This window comes from Streptomyces sp. NPDC036764, from assembly GCF_055609385.1.
In genome coordinates this window covers 298549-318012 of the sequence record NZ_JBVJPT010000006.1, presented here as the reverse complement: position 1 = coordinate 318012, position 19464 = coordinate 298549, and the positions used below count along the sequence as shown (strand labels likewise).

General features: G+C 69.5%; 15 protein-coding genes and 1 tRNA gene. 6 read left to right on the top strand and 10 right to left on the bottom strand.

The genetic code is table 11. The features are described from left to right. The first annotated feature begins 111 nt into the window (after window positions 1-111). Together ACZ69Q_RS24275 and pyk are read left to right on the top strand one after the other, a co-directional pair. Window positions 112-828, top strand: a complete 717-nt coding sequence (locus tag ACZ69Q_RS24275) for an SIMPL domain-containing protein (RefSeq protein WP_471045320.1) — start codon at window positions 112-114, stop codon at window positions 826-828. A 143-nt stretch (window positions 829-971) separates the two neighbouring features. After that, complete coding sequence (gene pyk, locus ACZ69Q_RS24270; RefSeq protein WP_471045317.1) at window positions 972-2408, top strand: pyruvate kinase; 1437 nt, start codon at window positions 972-974, stop codon at window positions 2406-2408. Between the two features lie 72 nt (window positions 2409-2480). Here pyk and ACZ69Q_RS24265 read toward each other — a convergent pair. Further along, a tRNA-Leu gene (locus tag ACZ69Q_RS24265) sits at window positions 2481-2555 on the bottom strand. 101 nt (window positions 2556-2656) lie between these two features. On the opposite strand from ACZ69Q_RS24265, the gene ACZ69Q_RS24260 reads away from it, so the two are divergent. Further along, window positions 2657-3313: an ANTAR domain-containing response regulator gene (locus ACZ69Q_RS24260; protein ID WP_328882324.1), complete on the top strand. Its 657-nt coding sequence runs from the start codon at window positions 2657-2659 to the stop codon at window positions 3311-3313. Between the two features lie 73 nt (window positions 3314-3386). Here the strand turns inward: ACZ69Q_RS24260 and ACZ69Q_RS24255 are convergent, their stop codons facing one another. From ACZ69Q_RS24255 to ACZ69Q_RS24220, 8 genes are all read right to left on the bottom strand, one after another. Next, the gene (locus ACZ69Q_RS24255; RefSeq protein ID WP_471045315.1) at window positions 3387-4103 is read right to left on the bottom strand and encodes an ABC transporter ATP-binding protein; all 717 of its coding nucleotides are present in this window, start codon (window positions 4101-4103) and stop codon (window positions 3387-3389) included. Further along, on the bottom strand, window positions 4100-4972 hold the full coding sequence (locus ACZ69Q_RS24250; protein ID WP_471045313.1) for an ABC transporter ATP-binding protein: 873 nt from the start codon (window positions 4970-4972) through the stop codon (window positions 4100-4102). Before ACZ69Q_RS24250 ends, ACZ69Q_RS24255 begins: the two co-directional genes overlap by 4 nt. A gap of 5 nt (window positions 4973-4977) precedes the next feature. Further along, window positions 4978-6789 (bottom strand): branched-chain amino acid ABC transporter permease, encoded by a 1812-nt coding sequence (locus tag ACZ69Q_RS24245; RefSeq protein ID WP_471045595.1) that lies wholly within the window; start codon window positions 6787-6789, stop codon window positions 4978-4980. Window positions 6790-6812: 23 nt separating this feature from the next. Then, window positions 6813-7742, bottom strand: coding sequence for a branched-chain amino acid ABC transporter permease (locus ACZ69Q_RS24240; protein ID WP_471045311.1), 930 nt, complete (start codon window positions 7740-7742; stop codon window positions 6813-6815). 111 nt (window positions 7743-7853) lie between these two features. Then, on the bottom strand, window positions 7854-9083 hold the full coding sequence (locus ACZ69Q_RS24235) for a branched-chain amino acid ABC transporter substrate-binding protein (protein WP_471045308.1): 1230 nt from the start codon (window positions 9081-9083) through the stop codon (window positions 7854-7856). 479 nt (window positions 9084-9562) lie between these two features. Continuing rightward, the gene (locus ACZ69Q_RS24230) at window positions 9563-9970 is read right to left on the bottom strand and encodes a hypothetical protein (protein WP_471045306.1); all 408 of its coding nucleotides are present in this window, start codon (window positions 9968-9970) and stop codon (window positions 9563-9565) included. Between the two features lie 92 nt (window positions 9971-10062). After that, window positions 10063-10551: a hotdog fold thioesterase gene (locus ACZ69Q_RS24225; RefSeq protein WP_471045304.1), complete on the bottom strand. Its 489-nt coding sequence runs from the start codon at window positions 10549-10551 to the stop codon at window positions 10063-10065. A gap of 53 nt (window positions 10552-10604) precedes the next feature. Then, window positions 10605-12884 (bottom strand): FdhF/YdeP family oxidoreductase, encoded by a 2280-nt coding sequence (locus tag ACZ69Q_RS24220; RefSeq protein ID WP_471045301.1) that lies wholly within the window; start codon window positions 12882-12884, stop codon window positions 10605-10607. Window positions 12885-13065: 181 nt separating this feature from the next. Here ACZ69Q_RS24220 and polA point away from each other — a divergent pair, with 181 nt between their 5' ends. After that, window positions 13066-15792: a DNA polymerase I gene (polA, locus tag ACZ69Q_RS24215; RefSeq protein ID WP_471045298.1), complete on the top strand. Its 2727-nt coding sequence runs from the start codon at window positions 13066-13068 to the stop codon at window positions 15790-15792. 346 nt (window positions 15793-16138) lie between these two features. Continuing rightward, on the top strand, window positions 16139-16483 hold the full coding sequence (locus ACZ69Q_RS24210) for a hypothetical protein (protein WP_471045295.1): 345 nt from the start codon (window positions 16139-16141) through the stop codon (window positions 16481-16483). Here ACZ69Q_RS24210 and ACZ69Q_RS24205 read toward each other — a convergent pair. Then, entirely contained in the window at window positions 16398-17258 is an 861-nt protein-coding gene (locus ACZ69Q_RS24205) for a DUF4184 family protein (RefSeq protein ID WP_471045292.1), read from the bottom strand. The two genes, ACZ69Q_RS24210 and ACZ69Q_RS24205, sit on opposite strands and share 86 nt — an antisense overlap. A gap of 321 nt (window positions 17259-17579) precedes the next feature. Between ACZ69Q_RS24205 and ACZ69Q_RS24200 the strand changes: the two genes are divergently transcribed. Then, window positions 17580-19322, top strand: a complete 1743-nt coding sequence (locus ACZ69Q_RS24200) for a lytic transglycosylase domain-containing protein (RefSeq protein WP_471045290.1) — start codon at window positions 17580-17582, stop codon at window positions 19320-19322. The last annotated feature ends 142 nt before the right edge of the window (window positions 19323-19464 follow it).

Sequence of the window (19464 nt, the reverse complement as noted above, 5' to 3'; positions counted from 1 at the left end):
CAACGCGCGTAGATTCTGACTTGCTCATGGCGAATCGCAACAGACCTCGCAGGTTTCGATCTGGTGACCCGCGGGGGCCGTAACCAAGCAAGCGATGACAGAGTGGGACGTATGACCGTGCCATCAGAGGAACTTCAGCCGGCCGTCCCCTACGGCACCCCCGACGCCCCGCGTATCGCCGTGCGCGGCGAGGCCCGTCTGGAGGTTGACCCCGAGATCGCCCGCATCGGCGTCACCGTCGCCTCCCGCGGCAAGGACCGCCGCGCCGCCCTCGACGACCTCACCCGCCGCAACGCCACCGTCCTCGACCTCGTCAAGACCTACGGCGACGCGGTCGAACGCCTGGAGACCGGCGCCTTCTCCATCAGCCCGGAGCTGAAGGACAAGGGCCGCGGCGAACGCGTCCACGCCTACCACGGCCGCGTCCACATCACCGCCGTCCTCACGGACTTCACCGCGCTCGGCGAACTGACCACCCGACTGGCCGACTTGGATCTCACGCGCGTGGACGGCCCCTGGTGGGCCCTGCGCCCCGACTCGCCGGCCCACCGTCAGGCGCGTCAGCAGGCGGTACGCGAGGCCGTGCAGCGCGCGCGGGAGTACGCGGAGGCGCTGGGGTCGTCCCTGGCGGCGCTCGTGGAGCTCGCCGACATCGGCGCGGAGAGCGCCCCGCCGCCCTATCCGCAGGCGCCCGGCGGCCGGATGCGCTCCATGGCCTACGGCGCCGCGGAGGACACGGCGGCGGCCCCGCTCGATCTGGAGCCCCAGCGACAGCACGTCCACGCCCAGGTCAATGCCCGCTTCACGATGACACCGCCGCAGCTCTGAATTGCCGGGGCGAGGTGTTTCGAACGCTCATCGGAGCACCCCGCCGCACAATTCAACACTTGTCAATAGCCCTTCACGCAAAGGTTGTTGAGTAGTCACGCTGGACCAATTCTCTACCCGCCGGTAAGTCATAGAGTCGAAACATGCGCCGAGCAAAGATCGTCTGCACCCTGGGCCCCGCCACCGACTCCTACGACCAGATAAAGGCACTGGTCGACGCCGGAATGGACGTCGCCCGGTTCAACCTCAGCCACGGCAGCTACGCCGACCACGAGGAGCGCTACCAGCGCGTGCGAAAGGCCTCCGACGAGACCGGCCGCAGCGTCGGCGTGCTCGCCGACCTTCAAGGCCCGAAGATCCGCCTCGGCCGCTTCACCGAAGGACCTGTACTCCTTGAACGCGGCGACTCCTTCGTCATCACCGTCGAGGAGGGCGCGGAGGGCGACCGACGGCAGTGCGGCACCACCTACTCCGGTCTCGCCGGCGACGTCACCCCCGGTGAGCGCATCCTCGTCGACGACGGCAAGGTCTGTCTGGAGGTCACCTCCGTCGACGGACCCCGCGTGCACACCACCGTCGTCGAGGGCGGCATGGTCTCCGACAACAAGGGCCTGAACCTCCCCGGCGTCGCCGTCTCCGTGCCGGCCCTCTCCGACAAGGACGAGGCGGACCTGCGCTGGGCGCTGCGCACCGGCTTCGACGTCATCGCCCTGTCCTTCGTGCGCAGCGGCCGTGACATCGAGGACGTCCACCGCATCATGGACGAGGAGGGCCGCCGCCTGCCGGTGATCGCCAAGGTGGAGAAGCCGCAGGCCGTCGATGCGATCGACGACATCGTGGCCGCCTTCGACGGCATCATGGTCGCCCGCGGCGACCTGGGCGTGGAGATGCCGCTGGAGCAGGTCCCGATCGTCCAGAAGCGCGCGATCAAGCTCGCCAAGCGCAACGCCAAGCCGGTCATCGTCGCCACCCAGATGCTCGACTCGATGATCGACAACTCCCGCCCGACCCGCGCCGAGGCCAGCGACGTGGCCAACGCGGTCATCGACGGCACCGACGCGGTGATGCTGTCCGGTGAGACCAGCGTCGGCAAGTACCCGATCGAGACCGTCCGGACGATGGCGAAGATCGTCGAGGCGGCCGAGGAGGACCTGCTCGCCAAGGGCCTGCCGCCGCTGACCGAGCGCAACAAGCCCCGCACCCAGGGCGGCGCGGTGGCCCGTGCCGCGGCCGAGATCGGCGACTTCCTGGGCGCGAAGTTCCTGGTCGCCTTCACCCAGTCCGGCGACACGGCCCGTCGGCTCTCCCGCTACCGCTCGCCCATCCCGCTGCTGGCCTTCACCCCGGAACCCGCCACCCGCTCGCAGCTCAATCTGTCGTGGGGTGTGGAGACTTTCCTGGGCCCGCACGTGGACTCCACGGACGCGATGGTCGACCAGGTCGACGAACTGCTCCTGAAATACGGCCGTTGCCGGAAGGGCGACACCGTCGTCATCACCGCCGGATCGCCGCCCGGGGTTTCCGGCTCGACGAACCTGGTCCGCGTCCACCACATCGGCGAGGACGACAGCCCCAAGTAGAAAATCCCGGAAAAGCTTTAGGGCCCCTCCACCGGAGGGGCCCTAATTGCGACCTTGAAATCCAAGGAAAAGTGCCCCGGGTCGGACTCGAACCGACACTGTACGGGTTTTGAATCCGTTGCCTGCTGCCAATTGGGCTACCGGGGCTCGAAGAATCCAAGGTTTCCCCCGACCCTCCGCGCGTCCACCTTACCGTAGCTAGGTAGGCTCTTGGGAGCAGTACCCCTGCCCCTGAACGAGGAGCCTTCGTGACCGCCCCCGAGTCGCCCCAGCCCGTAGACGCGCCCGACGACGACAAGTCGCACGTGCCTCCGCTGACGACCCGCGTCGTCATCGCCGAGGACGAGGCGCTGATCCGACTCGATCTCAAAGAGATGCTCGAAGAAGAGGGGTACACCGTCGTCGGAGAGGCCGGTGACGGTGAGCAGGCCGTGGAGCTGGCCCGCGAGCACCGGCCCGACCTCGTCATCCTCGATGTCAAGATGCCCAAGCTGGACGGCATTTCGGCGGCCGAGAAGATCGCCGAGGAGTCCATCGCCCCGGTGCTGATGCTGACCGCGTTCTCGCAGCGCGACCTCGTCGAGCGGGCCCGGGACGCCGGTGCCATGGCCTACCTGGTCAAGCCGTTCAGCAAGAGCGATGTCGTGCCGGCGATCGAGATGGCCGTCTCGCGGTTCACGGAGCTGAAGGAGCTGGAGAAGGAGGTCGCCGACCTCACCCTGCGCCTGGAGACCCGCAAGCTGGTCGACCGCGCGAAGTCCATCCTCCAGACCCAGTACGGACTGACCGAGCCGGCCGCGTTCCGCTGGATCCAGAAGACGTCCATGGACCGCCGCATGTCGATGCAGCAGGTCGCCGAGGCCGTCATCCAGGACGCCGACGAGAAGAAGGCCGCCAAGGGCTGACACACAGCGGCAGCACGAGTGAGGCCCGTGCCCCTGACCGGGGGGCACGGGCCTCAGCTCTTGAGTTGGGTGATCAGTCCTCGCCCAGGTACGCCTTGCGCACCGACTCGTCGTGCAGGAGGTCCTGCCCGGAGCCGGAGAGGACGATCTTGCCGACCTCCATCACATGGCCGTGGTCGGCCAGGGAGAGCGCGGCCTGGGCGTTCTGCTCGATGAGCAGAATGGTGGTGCCCGCGGCCTTGAGCTCCTGGATGGTCGCCATGATCTTCTGCATCATGATCGGCGACAGACCCATCGAGGGCTCGTCGAGCATGAGCAGCTTTGGCTTGGACATCAGCGCCCGTCCCATGGCGAGCATCTGCTGCTCACCGCCGGACAGGGTGCCCGCGGCCTGCTTCCTGCGCTCCCCGAGGATGGGGAACAGGTCGTAGGCGCGCTGGATGTCCTTCTCGATGCCCTCCTTGTCGTTGCGCAGGAACGCGCCGAGACGGAGGTTGTCCTCGATCGTCATGCGGGGGAAGATGTGCCGCCCCTCGGGGGAGTGGGCGAGCCCCAGCGAGACGACCTTGTGCGCGGGGATCTTCTTCAGCGACTTGCCGTCGAACTTGATCTCGCCGGACAGCGGCTGGAGCAGACCCGACAAGGTGCGCAGGGTCGTGGTCTTGCCGGCGCCGTTGGTGCCGATGAGGGTGACGACCTCGCCCGCTTCCACCTTGAACGAGATGCCCTTGACGGCCTCGATCTTGCCGTAGGCGACCCTGAGGTCCTCGACCTCGAGCAGTGCGGTCACTTGTCATCCCCTTCCGTGGTGCTCTGCGCGTCAGCCTCCGCGGCCTCGACCTCGGCGGCTTCCGCGGCGCCGGGCTCGCCCTCGAAGGGCGTGCCCAGGTAGGCGGCGATGACGCGCTCGTCGGCCTGGACGACCTCGGCGGGGCCCTCGACGATCTTCTCGCCCTGGACCAGCACGGCGACCCGGTCGCAGAGGTTCATGATGAACCGGATGTCGTGCTCGATGACGAGGACGGCGATGCCCTGGTCCCGGATGGCGAAGATGAGCTCCTCGGCCGCCCGGGTCTCCTGCGGGTTCATACCGGCGGTCGGCTCGTCGAGGAGGAGCAGACCGGGCTCGCTCGCCAGCGCCCGGGCGATCTCCAGCTTGCGCTGCTCGCCGTAGGGCAGGTTGCGGGCGAGGTGGTCGGCCTTGGCGGCCAGACCGGTGAACTCCAGGAGCTCCATGGCGCGGGCCCGGGACGCGTCCTCGGCCTTCTTGAAGCCGGGCAGCCGCAGCAGGGCCGACCAGAGGCCTTCCTTGGTGCGGGTGTGCCGTCCGACCAGCACGTTCTCCAGAACGGTCATGTTGGCGAAGAGCCGGATGTTCTGGAACGTACGGGCGATGCCGGCCTGGGTGACCAGGTGCGGCTTGGGCGGCAGGACGGTGCCCTTGTAGGCGACCTTGCCCTCGGTCGGCACGTACAGGCCGGTGAGGCAGTTGAAGAAGGTCGTCTTGCCGGCGCCGTTGGGGCCGATGAGTCCGACGATCTCGCCGGTGTTCACGGTGAGGTCCACGTCGCGTACGGCGGTCAGACCGCCGAAGCGCATGGTGACACCGCTCGCGTCGAGCACCGTCGTCGTGCTGGGTGCGGTCGTGGTGGTCGTCATGGCGGTCACGCCCCTGCCTTCGCGACGCCGGTCGCGCCTTCGGGCAATGGCTTGTCCTCCGGTACGTCGAGCTGTCCGGTCTCGTGGAATTCGAGCTGCTTCCTGCGGTCGGCGACCAGGCCCTCGGGACGGAAGCGCATCAGCAGCATCAGCGCGATGCCGAAGAGCAGCAACTGGTACTCCGCCATGAACTGGAGCTTGGCCGGGATCAGGTAGAGCAGCGCGGCGCCGATCAGCGGGCCGCTGATGGTGCCCATGCCGCCGAGGATGACGGCGGCGAGCAGGAACGCGGAGTTCGGCGGCACGGAGCCGGCGAACTGGTACTGCTCGGGGGTGACGCTGTAGGACACGTGCGCCTGGACGGTGCCCGCGAGACCGGCGAGGGAGGCGCCGAGCGCGAAGGCGAGGAGCTTCAGACGGAAGCCGTTGATGCCCATCGCGGTCGCGGCCGTCTCGTCCTCGCGGATGGCCACCCACGCACGGCCGATACGGGACTCCGCCGAGCGGCGGAAGACCATCACGACGATCGCCGTGAACACCAGCATCAGCAGGTAGTAGTTGGCCGAGCGGGTCAGCTCGTGGCCGAGGACGTCGTGCGGGACTCCGAGGTTGAACCCGAGGATCTCCAGGTCGGGGATCTGCGGGATGCCGTTGGAGCCGTTGGTGACGTCCGGGCCGCTGTTGCCGTTCAGGTTGTTCATGGTGATGCGGAAGATCTCACCGAAGCCGAGCGTCACGATGGCGAGGTAGTCGCCACGCAGTCGCAGGGTCGGAGCGCCGATGACCACGCCGAAGATCAGCGAGGCGGCGGCGCCGGTGAGAACGGCCGCCCAGAACGGGAACTGGACGCCGATGGTCGACGAAGGGGAGCCGGAGACCAGGGCGGCGGCGTAGGCGCCGACGCCGAGGAAGGCGACGTAACCGAGGTCGAGCAGGCCGGCGAGGCCGACGACCACGTTGAGGCCCAGGGCGACCGTGGCGAAGATCAGGATGTTCGCGCCGATGAGGGCGAACTGGTCGTTGGACTGGGTGAACGGGAAGCAGATCGCCGCGGCGAACGCCGCCCCGAGGGTGACGTTGCGGTGCTTGGCGGTCAGGGCCGACAGCCGCTTCAGCAGACCGGCGCGGGTGATGGCGGTGAAGCCGAAGGCCGCGATGATCAGGAAGCCGATGAACAGCTCGGAGTACTCGGTGGCGATGCCGTACGTGAAGACGTACAGGCCGACGCCGAAGCCGGCGGCGATGATCAGGATTTCGACCCAGTTGGGCAGTTCCTTGGCACGGCCGGGGTCGGGCGCGGTGAGCGAGTGACGGATACGGCCCCAGAGGCTCGGGGTCGGGTCCGCCGCGTCGTAGGGCTGGTCGACGGAGAGGCCGAGGGCGCCGATCACGGCGACGAGCGCGCCGATGCCGGAGACCCAGGCGCCGGGCTCCAGGTTGACCAGGCCGCCGAGCTCCTGGGTGATCGCGCCGATGGCGTAGCCCGTGGTGCCGAGCACGCCGAGGGCGGCGAGCAGGACGGGGCTGTTCTTGCCGCCGGGGGTGAGCCAGCCCAGGCCGCGGATGCCGTAGCCCGCGAGGGCGAACAGCAGCGTCAGCAGCGACCCGAAGAGGGTGAGCACCTGAAGGCCGCCCGGGTAGCCGGTGACGGTCAGGTTGCCCGGGAACTCCTCGGTCCAGGTCCAGGCGAGGAAGGTGCCTATGAGGGCGAGGGCGGAGCCGCCGACCACCAGCCCGCGAGCCACGGCCTGCGGCAGCGGGATGATCGGGGTGGCCTCCGCGGTGGACACCTTGGCGGTGTCGGAGGTCTTGTCCATGGGGATCTCGGTGGTCATGCGTATCACGCCCGATCCGCGACGCGTTCGCCGAGCAGACCCTGTGGCCTGAACAGCAGGACGAGGATGAGGAGGGCGAAGGCCCACACGTCCTTCCAGGCGCCGCCGCCGAAGAGGTCCATGCCGGGAATGTCGCCGATGTAGCCGGTGGCGAGGGACTCCGCGACGCCGAGGACGATGCCGCCGAGCATGGCGCCGTAGATGTTGCCGATGCCGCCGAGCACGGCCGCCGTGAAGGCCTTCAGGCCCATCAGGAAGCCCATGCGGAAGCCGACCTGGCCGTTCTTCAGGCCGTAGGCGACGGCCGCGACGGCGGCGAACGCGGCACCGATGGCGAACGCCATGACGATGATGCGGTCGGTGTTGATGCCCATCAGCTTGGCCGTGTCCGGGTCCTGGGCGGTGGCCTGCATACCGCGGCCGGAGCGCGTCTTCGTGACGAAGAAGCCCAGGGCGAGCATGCACAGCGGGGCGGCTATGAGGACGAAGAGGTCACCGCGCTGGATGTTGGCGCCGAGGATCTCGATGGGACCGCCTTGGAACTGCGGGAAGGGGTGGTCCTTCTTCGCGTCCGGGTACCACATCCACACGGCCTGCTGGAGGACGATGGACAGGCCGATCGCGGTGATGAGGGGCGCCAGTCGTGGCGCGGTGCGCAGGGGACGGTAGGCGAACCGTTCCGCCGCTGTGCCGACGGCGACCGAGACGAGGACGCCGCCAATGATCATGAGCGGGACTGCAGCCCCGAGGCCGAAGCCCTCGGGGAGTACCAACCAGACGGTGAGGGCCCCGAAGCCCCCGACCATGAAGATCTCGCCGTGGGCGAAGTTGATGAGCTGGACGATGCCGTAGACCATCGTGTAGCCGATCGCGATGAGTCCGTACATCGCGCCGAGGATGAGTCCATTGGCCAGCTGTTGCGGCAGTTCGTTCACCGCAGGGCCTCCGTGGAGTGGTTCGGATATGGCGCCGCGCGGGAGCGCTGATGGGCGCTTCCCGCGCGGCCTGGATCAATGTGTGAGTGGGAAGTCTCTACTCGTTCCTCGTCATCCGAGCTTGGGCTCGCCGCTGAACTCCGGCGCCCACGCGTTGTTCTTGACCTTGTACGCGGTCATCGTGTGGTTCGTGGTGTCACCGAACTCGTCGAACGAGATGGTGCCGGTGACGCCGTCGAACTTGACCTTGGCCATGGCGTCCAGGACCGCCTTGCGGCCGTCGGACGGAACCTTGCCGTCGTTGCCCTCGACCGCCAGCTTCACGGCCTCGATGATGGCCCAGGTGGCGTCGTAGGTGAGGCCGCCGTACGCCTCGTAGGCGTCCTCGTAGCCCGCCGCCTCGTAGTCCTTGATGAACGTCTTGGCGGAGTCGAGCTGCTCGACCGGCTTGCCCACGGAGGTCGCGAGGTCGCCCTCGGCCTTCTTGTTCAGCTTCGGGAACTCACCGGAGTAGATGCCGTCGCCGCCCATGAGCGGGATGTTCTGGCCGCTGTCCTTGAGCTGCTGGCTCAGCGGACCGGCGGCCGGGTACTCGCCGCCGTAGTAGAGGGCCTGGGCGCCGGTCTTCTTGATCTTGGCGACCACGGCGTTGAAGTCACGGTCGTCGGGGTTCACGTGGTCGGAGCCCACGATCTGACCACCGAACTTGGTGAAGTTCGCCTTGAAGGAGGCGGCGAGGCCGGCGCCGTAGGTCTTCTGGTCGTCGATCAGGTAGACCTTCTTCAGCTTCGCCTGGTTGTACAGGTAGTCGGCTGCGAAGGCGCCCTGGATCTCGTCCGTGGTGGCCGTACGGAAGAAGGTCTTGAACTGGCGGACCGAGTCGCCGGTCTTCCAGCCGTCGCCCTGGGTCAGTTCCGTACCGGTGTTGGCCGGGGACACCTGGGTGAGGCCGGCGTCGTTGAACGGCTTCTGCATCTGCTGCGAGACGCTGGAGTTCAGCGGGCCGACGACGCCGAGGATGTCCTTGTTGTTGATGAACTTGACGGCGTTCTGCTGGCCGACGGTGGGCTGCGCCTGGTCGTCGAGGGCCTCGATCTTGAACTCGACGCCCTTGACGTACTCCTTCTTGTTGGCCACCTTGGCGGCCAGGTCGGCGGAGTTCTTGATGCCGAGGCCGAGGGCCGACAGGTCGCCGGTCAGCGGGGCGTCGACACCGATCACAACAGTGGTCTTGTCGCCGTTGCTGCTGCCGCCGTCGTCGTCACGCGACCCACAAGCCGTGAGTGTCAGCGATCCCGCCGCGAGCGCGGCGGTTATGGCGATGATCGAACGTTGACGCACGAATCAGGTCCTTTCCCTGGCACGGCGGCTCCCCATGGAACTCGCCGAGTCGAGCGCTGGGCCGAAGTGACTTCGAATCCGATGGCGCGGTGACTGGCGGTGACTCTAAGCGCGGGTGGGGAACATGGAGGAGGCTTGGACCAAGGCTGTGACGCTCTTGTTATGACACGGGGTAACACAGAGCGGTACTCCGTGGGGGGAAGAGCGGATTTCCGGCCGATTCGCCCTGTCCACATTGTGAGAACTCGCAGCGTTCGCGCGTAGCTTCTTCACGAGTGTTCACGTGTTTTGGTGATTACCGAGGTCGTTGCTGGAGGCTACCAGGGGTTCTCGGGTGCCCTGTGCGAAAGATGGTCGCCGCGGGAGAACTGTTGGTTCGTATTGCACCCGTATTACACAGCGTTACGAATGTGAAAGGTGTTCGGCGGCCCGGTCTTTTCGTGCATAGGGCACCGAAATTGGAATTAGGAATGTCCCGCTCAGCCCCATGGACCCCCGGTCGGCTCGCCTTCGCGGTACCGCTGCGCGCACAACTCCCGTGCCCTGCGGTCGATCAGCCGGTCCGCGGACCGTTCGTCCGCGCGCTCGCGCTCGGCCCGCGCGGCGTCCACGACCTTGCGCAGGATCTCGTACTGGCCGTCGGACAGGCCCATCGACTGGTAGTCGCCGTAGGTGTCGCCGGTCAGGGACCGGCGCGCCCAGTATCCGATGAGGTGCGCGCAGAGCTGCGCGGGCGGAGTCGCCGACGCGGAGGGGGAGTTGGCGCTCGCCCGGGGCTCGGGCGCCTCGCCTCGGGCGCCCGGACCCCCGCAGCCGGCCGCCAGTACGGCGGCCAGCAGCGCCGGTCCGAGCGCGACCCCCTTGCGGCGGGGTCCTCCCGTCGTCATGCCCCCGACGTTATGCCGTCGGGTGCGGGCGTTTCAACGGTCGGTAGGCCCAAGGGGGTTGTGGTCACGCCGTCGTCGTCAAGGCGTCGGCTTCAGTTCGCCGGCCGGAGGTGCTCCCCGTCGCCCGGCTTCACGTCGCGCAGCAGACAGGTGAGCCGCGCGCTGCACACCCGCCGCCCCTGGTCGTCACTGATCACGATCTCGTACGTCGCCGTCGAGCGGCCCTGGTGCAGCGGCGTGGCCACGCCCGTCACGAGGCCGGAGCGCACGCCCCGGTGATGGGTGCAGTTGAGGTCGACGCCGACCGCGATCTTGGAGGTCCCGGCGTGCAGCATCGACCCCACCGACCCGAGCGTCTCGGCGAGCACCGCGGAGGCGCCGCCGTGCAGCAGCCCGTAAGGCTGGGTGTTCCCCTCCACCGGCATGGTCCCGACGACCCGCTCCGCGGACGCCTCGACGATCTCGACGCCCATGCGCGTACCGAGATGCCCGGCGGAGAACAGGGCCGGCAGGTCGACGCCGAGCGCGGCGTACTCGTCGATGACCTCTTGCGGGAACTTCACGTGCTGCTGCTCGCCCATGGGGTCGGCTCCGTTCATTCTGCTCAGTCGCTGCGGGACGACTGAGCAAACGCTCAGTCGGTCGCCGATTGTTCCAGACGGACGACGACGGACTTGCTGGCCGGGGTGTTGCTGGTGTCCGCGGTGGCATCCAGCGGGACCAGGACATTGGTCTCCGGGTAGTACGCCGCCGCGCAGCCCCGGGCCGTCGGATAGTGCACGACCCGGAAGCCGGGCGCCCGCCGCTCGACGCCGTCCTTCCACTCCCCGACCAGGTCGACGTACGAGCCGTCGGCGATCTTCAGGCGCTGTGCGTCCTCGGGGTTGATCATGACCACCCGGCGGCCGTTTTTGATGCCCCGGTAACGGTCGTCGAGGCCGTAGATCGTGGTGTTGTACTGGTCGTGCGAGCGCAGGGTCTGCAGCAGCAGCCGTCCCTCGGGGACCTTCGGGTACTCGACCGGGGCCGCCGTGAAGTTGGCCTTGCCGGTCGCCGTCGGGAAGCGGCGCTCGTCGCGCGGGGCGTGCGGGAGCGTGAAGCCGCCGGGGCGGGCCACGCGCGCGTTGAAGTCCTCGAAGCCGGGGATCACGCGCGCGATGCGGTCGCGCACGGTCGCGTAGTCCTTCTCGAACTCCTCCCACGGTGTGCGGCTGTTCTCGCCGAGCACCCTCCGCGCCAGACGGCACACGATCGCCGGCTCCGACAGCAGATGCCCGCTCGCCGGCTCCAGACGGCCGCGCGAGGCGTGCACCATGCCCATGGAGTCCTCGACGGTCACGAACTGCTCGCCGCTGCCCTGGAGATCGCGCTCGGTGCGGCCCAGCGTCGGCAGGATCAGCGCGCGGGCGCCCGTGACGGCATGGCTGCGGTTGAGCTTCGTCGACACGTGCACGGTCAGCCGGGCGCGCCGCACGGCCGCCTCGGTGACGTCGGTGTCGGGCGTGGCGGCCACGAAGTTGCCGCCCATCGCGAAGAAGACCTTCGCCTCGCCGTCACGCAGCGCGCGGATGGCGCGTACGACGTCGAAGCCGTGCTCGCGCGGCGGCGCGAAGCCGAACTCCTTCTCCAGCGCGTCCAGGAACGCCGCGGCGGGCCGCTCGAAGATGCCCATGGTGCGGTCGCCCTGCACGTTCGAGTGACCGCGCACCGGGCACACGCCCGAGCCCGGACGGCCGATGTCGCCGCGCAGCAGAAGGAAGTTGACGACCTCGCGGATCGTCGGCACCGAGTGCTTGTGCTGGGTCAGGCCCATCGCCCAGCACACGATGGTGCGCCGGGAGGCCAGGATCATCGCCATGGCCTTGTCGATGTCCTCGCGCGTGAGGCCGGTCGCCGTCAGGGTCTCGTCCCAGTCGGCGGCGCGAGCGGCCTCGGCGAACTCCTCGTAGCCATGGGTGTGGTCGCGCACGAACTCCTCGTCGAGCGCGCCCTCCGTCTCCAGGATGAGCTTGTTGAGGAGACGGAACAGGGCCTGGTCGCCGCCGATGCGGATCTGGAGGAACAGGTCCGTGAGCGCGGCGCCCTTGAACATGCCCTGCGGGGTCTGCGGGTTCTTGAACCGCTCCAGGCCGGCCTCGGGCAGCGGGTTGACGGTGATGATCTTCGCGCCGTTCGCCTTGGCCTTCTCAAGGGCGGACAGCATGCGCGGGTGGTTCGTCCCCGGGTTCTGTCCGGCGACGATGATCAGCTCGGCCTTGTACAGATCGTCGAGCAGGACGCTGCCCTTGCCGATGCCGATGGTCTCGGAGAGCGCCGACCCGGACGACTCGTGGCACATGTTGGAGCAGTCCGGCAGGTTGTTCGTGCCGAGCTCGCGCGCGAAGAGCTGGTAGAGGAACGCGGCCTCGTTGCTGGTGCGGCCCGAGGTGTAGAAGACGGCCTCGTCGGGGGAGCCGAGGGCGCCGATGTCCTCGGCGACGATGTCGAAGGCCCGCTCCCAGGTGACCGGCTCGTAGTGCGTGCCGCCCTCGGGGAGGTACATCGGGTGCGTCAGCCTGCCCTGCTGCCCCAGCCAGTACCCGCTGCGGCTCGCGAGGTCGGCCACGGAGTGGGCGGCGAAGAACTCCGGGGTGACCCGGCGCAGGGTCGCCTCCTCGGCCACCGCCTTCGCGCCGTTCTCACAGAACTCCGCCTTGTGCCGGTGGTCCGGCTCCGGCCAGGCGCAGCCCGGGCAGTCGAAGCCGTTCTTCTGGTTGACGCTGAGCAGCGTCAACATGGTCCGCTTCACACCCATCTGCTGCTGCGCGATGCGCAGAGTGTGCCCGATGGCAGGCAGCCCCGCCGCCGCATGCTGAGGCTCGGCGACCTGCGGCGCGTCCTGAACCGGATCACCCTTGGGCGGCTTGGTGGCCATCGCGCACTCCTCTTCATGTACACGTGTGAGCTACATCGCCGATCCTCGCATGCGGGACGGACGACGCGGCGGGCGGTTCCGGCACCTGGGACGCCCCACCCCCACGGCCCGCACATCCCCTCCACGGGGCCGCACCCCCGATGGGGACCGAGTGTCAGTGGGGCGTGGCAGGATCGGGGGCGTGGCAGAGACAGCATCGAAGAAGACCGACAGCAACCCCGGGGACAGCCGGCCCCGCCTGATGCTCATGGACGGGCACTCGCTGGCCTACCGCGCGTTCTTCGCGCTCCCCGCGGAGAACTTCACGACCGCGACCGGCCAGCCGACGAACGCGATCTACGGCTTCGCGTCGATGCTGGCCAACACGCTGCGCGACGAGGCGCCCACGCACTTCGCCGTGGCCTTCGACGTGTCCCGCAAGACCTGGCGCTCCGCGGAGTTCACCGAGTACAAGGCGAACCGCTCCAAGACCCCGGACGAGTTCAAGGGCCAGGTCGAGCTGATCGGCGAGCTCCTCGACGCGATGCACGTCTCACGCTTCGCGGTCGACGGCTTCGAGGCCGACGACGTGATCGCCACCCTCGCCACCCAGGCCGAGGCCGACGGCTTCGAGGTGCTGATCGTCACCGGCGACCGGGACTCCTTCCAACTGGTCAGCGACCGGACGACGGTGCTGTACCCGACGAAGGGCGTCTCCGAGCTGACCCGCTTCACCCCGGAGAAGGTCTTCGAGAAGTACGGTCTGACGCCCGCCCAGTACCCCGACTTCGCGGCCCTGCGCGGCGACCCGTCCGACAACCTGCCGGGCATCCCGGGCGTCGGCGAGAAGACCGCCGCGAAGTGGATCAACCAGTTCGGTTCGTTCGCGGAGCTGGTCGAGCGCGTCGAGGAGGTCAAGGGCAAGGCCGGCCAGAACCTCCGCGACCACCTGGACGCGGTCAAGCTCAACCGCCGCCTCACCGAGCTGGAGCGTCAGGTCGAGCTCCCCAAGACCGTCACCGAGCTCGCGCGCGAGCCGTACGACCGCAAGGCCGTGTCCATGGTCCTGGACACCCTGGAGATCAGGAACCCGTCCCTGCGCGAGCGGCTCTTCGGCGTCGACCCCGGCGCCGAGGAGGCCGAGGCCACCCCGATCGCCACCGAAGGCGTGGAGATCGACGGCGCGGTGCTCGGCACCGGCGAACTGGCCGGCTGGCTGGCGGAGCACGCGGGCGAGGTCCTGGGTGTCGCCACCGTCGACACCTGGGCCCTGGGCACCGGCTCGGTCGCCGAGGTGGCTCTCGCGGCGGGCGGCGGCGCGGCCGGCTGGTTCGACCCGTCGCAACTGGACGAGGCCGACGAGAAGGCGTTCGCGGCCTGGCTGGCCGACGCCGCCAAGCCGAAGGTCTTCCACAACGCCAAGGGCGCGATGCGCGTCTTCGCCGAGCACGGCTGGACCATCGACGGCGTCCGCATGGACACCGCGCTCGCCGCCTACCTGGTCAAGCCGGGCCGCCGCTCCTTCGACCTGGACGCGCTGTCCCTGGAGTACCTCCACCGCGAGCTGGCCCCGGCCGCCGCTGCCGACGGCCAGCTCGCCTTCGGCGCGGACGACGGCGCCGAGGCCGAGGCGCTGATGGTCCAGGCCCGCGCGGTCCTCGACCTGGGCGAAGCCTTCGAGGGCCGCCTTCAGGAGGTCGGCGCCGCGGACCTGCTGCGGGACATGGAGCTGCCGACGTCCGCCCTGCTGGCCCGCATGGAGCGGCACGGCATCGCGGCCGACCGGGCCCATCTGGAGGCCATGGAGCAGATGTTCGCGGGCGCGGTGCAGCAGGCCGTGAAGGAGGCGCACGCGGCGGCCGGGCACGAGTTCAACCTGGGCTCGCCCAAGCAGCTCCAGGAGGTCCTCTTCGGCGAGCTCGCCCTGCCCAAGACGAAGAAGACGAAGACCGGCTACACCACGGACGCCGACGCCCTGGCCTGGCTCGCCGGCCAGACCGACAACGAACTGCCGGTCATCATGCTGCGCCACCGCGAGCAGGCGAAGCTGCGCGTCACCGTCGAGGGCCTGATCAAGACCATCGCCGCGGACGGCCGGATCCACACCACCTTCAACCAGACGGTCGCCGCGACGGGCCGGCTGTCCTCCACGGACCCGAACCTGCAGAACATCCCGGTCCGCACCGACGAGGGCCGGGCGATCCGCCGGGGCTTCGTGGTCGGCGAGGGCTTCGAGTCCCTGATGACCGCCGACTACAGCCAGATCGAGCTGCGCGTGATGGCCCACCTCTCCGAGGACGAGGGCCTGATCGAGGCGTTCACCTCGGGGGAGGACCTGCACACCACGGCCGCCTCACAGGTCTTCGCCGTGGAGCCGGCCGCGGTGGACGCGGAGATGCGCCGCAAGATCAAGGCCATGTCGTACGGCCTGGCGTACGGTCTGTCGGCCTTCGGGCTCTCGCAGCAGCTCAACATCGACGCGGGTGAGGCCCGCGCCCTGATGGACGCCTACTTCGAGCGCTTCGGCGGGGTACGGGACTATCTGCGCCGCGCGGTCGACGAGGCCAGGGCGACGGGGTACACGGCCACGCTCTTCGGCCGCCGCCGCTACCTCCCCGACCTCAACAGCGACAACCGCCAGCGTCGTGAGGCGGCCGAGCGCATGGCCCTCAACGCCCCCATCCAGGGCACGGCGGCGGACATCGTCAAGATCGCCATGCTGAACGTGGACCGCGCCCTGCGCGAGGAGAACCTCACCTCCCGCATGCTCCTCCAGGTCCACGACGAAATCGTCCTGGAGATCGCCCCCGGCGAACGCGAGGCGGCCGAGACCCTGGTCCGCCGCGAAATGTCCGACGCCGTCCACCTCAACGTCCCCCTGGGCGTCTCGGTAGGCGCCGGCCCGGACTGGGAATCAGCAGCGCACTAGCCCCTCCGCCACCCCGTCCAGAACGCCCCGCGCCCCTCCAGGGGCGCGCGGTTTTCTCAGGGGCGCGGGGAACTGCGCGACGAGCCACAGCGGACCCGCAGCCCGAAAGGAACCGCGACCGGGTAGATGGGGCGGTACCGGTCCGGGCATGCGGAGGACTCCTCCAGGGGCGCGGGGTTTTTTCAGGGGCGCGGGGAACTGCGCGACCGGCCACAACGGACCCGCGGCCCCGACCCGACACCACCCGGCAGACGCTCCGGCCCCGGCCCCACCCCCGGAGGGACCCGTCACTCGCGTGGCCCCCGCAAACACGCTCCCGGCACCCACCGCCCGTAAGGATGCGGGCATGGGTATACGCATGCTCCATCGCCGGACCACACCGGCACCGGCGAACGTGACCAGCGACGACGCCCCCGCCACCAGACCGCCCTCGGTCCCGCACTTCGCCGCCGACGCAAGCACCGCCCGCATCCCGGCCGACCTGATGGCACCCCTGCTGCGGACGACGGCGACGCTCCGCAGCCGGCTCGCCCTCGCCCGCACGGCCCTAGCCCGCTCGCGCCCCGTCCGCGCCGTCACGGTGTTCGTGGCGACCGCCCGCGCCCTCAGCGAACAGCGGGACGGCTCGGCTCCCGCCCCGCCCCATCGGCACCCGCACTGCCCGGGCGCGGAACAGGACGCCACACCCTGACCCCGAGGGCGTACAGCACAAGCCCCAGGACGAGCCCCGCGCCCGCACCGAAGCACAGCGTGGGAATCAGCTCCCAGTACTTGGCGGTCGACCCCCAGTACGCCCACCACCGCGCCGCCCGCTGCACCGCGGCCACCACGGCCAGGGCACCGATCACGGCGCCGGCCCACCACCGGTCGCGTACCGAGAGCGCGGGAACCCCGACGGGCGCGCCCGGGTGTGTCCGACGTAGCGCCACGATGACGAACGCGGCGATGACGACCGCCGCCACCGCCGAACCGCCGTACTGGAGGTACCAGTACAGCGGCGATCCCGCGATCTCCTCGCCCAGCACGGGGAACAGCCGCATTCCCCAGCGGTCGAGATGCGTGAACGCGTCCCACACGACATGCGTCAGCGCGCCGAGCGCGGCCGAGACGTACCAGCGCGCCGCCACCGACGGCCGGACACGCGCGCGGGGCGCCCCGCAGCGCAACAGCGTGGCCACCCGCGCCTGCCGCCGAGCCGGCAGCAGTGCCACGAGCGGTTCGCGCAGCAGGAGCCACAGGCCCACCAGCGCCCAGGCGACCACCACATCGACCGTGAACACGCCCGCGAACGAGTGCGTGACGTCGCCGAACCCCATCGCCCCGGACAGGACACTCGCCGCGTAATAGGTCATGTCGGGAGAGAAGGAACCCGCCACCAGCATGGCCGGTACGAGCGTGCCGCGGCCGGTTCCGTCGGTGCGGACGGCCGGCAGTACGGCCGCCGCATGGCTGAGCGTGAACGGCAACGGGGCTCCTCGCGGGGGGTGTTGCGCGACCGGCCGATCCAGGTCGTCGGAGTAGCCAGTATGCGGGGCGTACGACGGACAGCTCTCACATGGCCAAGCGGTAAAAATCGGGCACCAACGGGTGACCCTGCAAAGGAAGTTGTCGTAGGGTCGCCTGGGTCGCTGCGCCACGGGGATGCGGTCGAACAGAAGAACAGCGACGAAGGTGCGCCGCGAGGGCAACTGTCGCGGCGAGTCGATCGTCACTACAGGGGCGAGCACGACACGGCGAGCCCGGCAGACGGAGTCGGGCGCTCGGGCGTCCACGGGAGGGTCCATTTCATGGCGGCGCAATTCGGCAGGCTCCGCAAGGGCGCGGTGAACACCACGGTCGCCGCGGTCGTGGTCGCGGCACTGGCCGCGTCCCAGGCTCCGGGAGTGATGACCGACGACGCCGGCAGAAAGGTCACCACCGGCACCCAGCCGTCCCCGGACACGCCCGCCGAGAACAGCGCGACCGGCAACTCGCCGTACTACACGGACCTGCCGCCGCTCAACAGCCCCAACCCCTCGCCCACCACCGGCACGCCCGTCACCCAGGGCACGAGCGAGGCGGGCATCCCCGCGACCGTCCTCGACGCCTACAAGAAGGCCGCGACCGCGCTCCAGCAGGCCAAGCCCGGCTGCAACCTCCCCTGGGAGCTGCTCGCCGCCATCGGCAAGGTCGAGTCGGGCCAGGCCCGCGGTGGCCGGGTCGACGCGAACGGCAACACGCTCTCACCGATTCTGGGCCCGCAGCTCAACGGCAACGGCTTCGCGAGCATCAGCGACACCGACGGCGGCGCCTACGACGGCGACAGTTCCTACGACCGTGCCGTCGGCCCCATGCAGTTCATCCCGTCCACCTGGGAGTGGGCCGGCCGCGACGGCAACGGCGACGGGAAGAAGGACCCCAACAACGTCTACGACGCCGCGCTCGCCGCCGGCCACTATCTGTGCCGCTTCGGCTGGGACCTGTCCACCAAGGGCGACCTCGACAGCGCGATCCTCAGCTACAACAACTCGCAGGACTATCTGAACCTCGTCCTGAGGTGGCTGGAGTACTACCGCAAGGGCACCCACGAGATCCCGGACGGCACGGGCACCCTCCCCTCCGACCGCAGCGACGACACGGCGGGCGCGAGCCCCACGCCGACGCCGCCCGCCGCACCGACGACACCGACCCCGCCGAGCAGCCCCAAGCCCGGCGGCGACAACGGCGGCACCACGAGCCCCGAGCCGACCCCGCCGAGCACGACGCCGCCGAGCACTCCGCCGGCCACCCCCACCGACACCGTCCACCACCTGGAGGACGCGGGGACCGCCAAGCTCAGCGCGATGGCGGGCGACGCCTTCACCGAGAAGATCAGCGCCCGCGCCGAGACCAAGGCCGGCAAGGCAGTCCCGAAGGTCCGCGTCCGCTTCGCGATCATCGGTGCCACCGACGCCGCGTTCAGCACCGGCGAGAAATACGCCACGGTCCTCACCAACAGCATCGGTGAGGCGGTGGCGCCCGCGCTCCAGGCGGGCGAGAACACCGGCGAGTTCGTCGTGCGCGCCACCGTCGTCGGCCGCACGGTCACCGGGCTCGACTACACGGCCACCGTCACCGAGCGTGCCGCCGACACCCTCGCCCGCACCAGCGAGGACGCCCTGACCTGCACCCCGGGCGGCGAGTTCGCCGACCAGGTCGAGGTGAAGGCGACATACAAGGGGGCCGTCGCGGACAAGGTCGCGGCCACCGCCACGCTCATCAAGTCGGCGGACGACGCGACCGAGAACGACAAGGGCCCCTACTTCAAGGACGCCGACGGCAAGGCGGTGCGCACCCTGACCGGTCTGACGACGGACGCGAAGGGCCTGCTCAAGCTGCCCAAGCTGTACGCCGACGACGCCACCGGCACGTTCCTGCTCCGCATCAACACCGCGGGCGGCGCGACCCTGACCGTCGAGCTCAAGGTGGCGGCGGCCGACACGACGCCCAGCCCCACCCCCTCGGAGTCGGAGTCCGGCTCGGCCTCGGCGAGCCCGAGCCCCAGCGCATAGCCCCACCGGCACCCGTACGAAGGGCGCTCTTCCGCTCCGGCGGACAGGGCGCCCTTCGTCTGTGTGTGCAACGTGTTCTCATCTCGCCCGAGCGTTGCTACGGTGCCGGACCTGACGACGTATCAGATGTAGCCGATGTAGC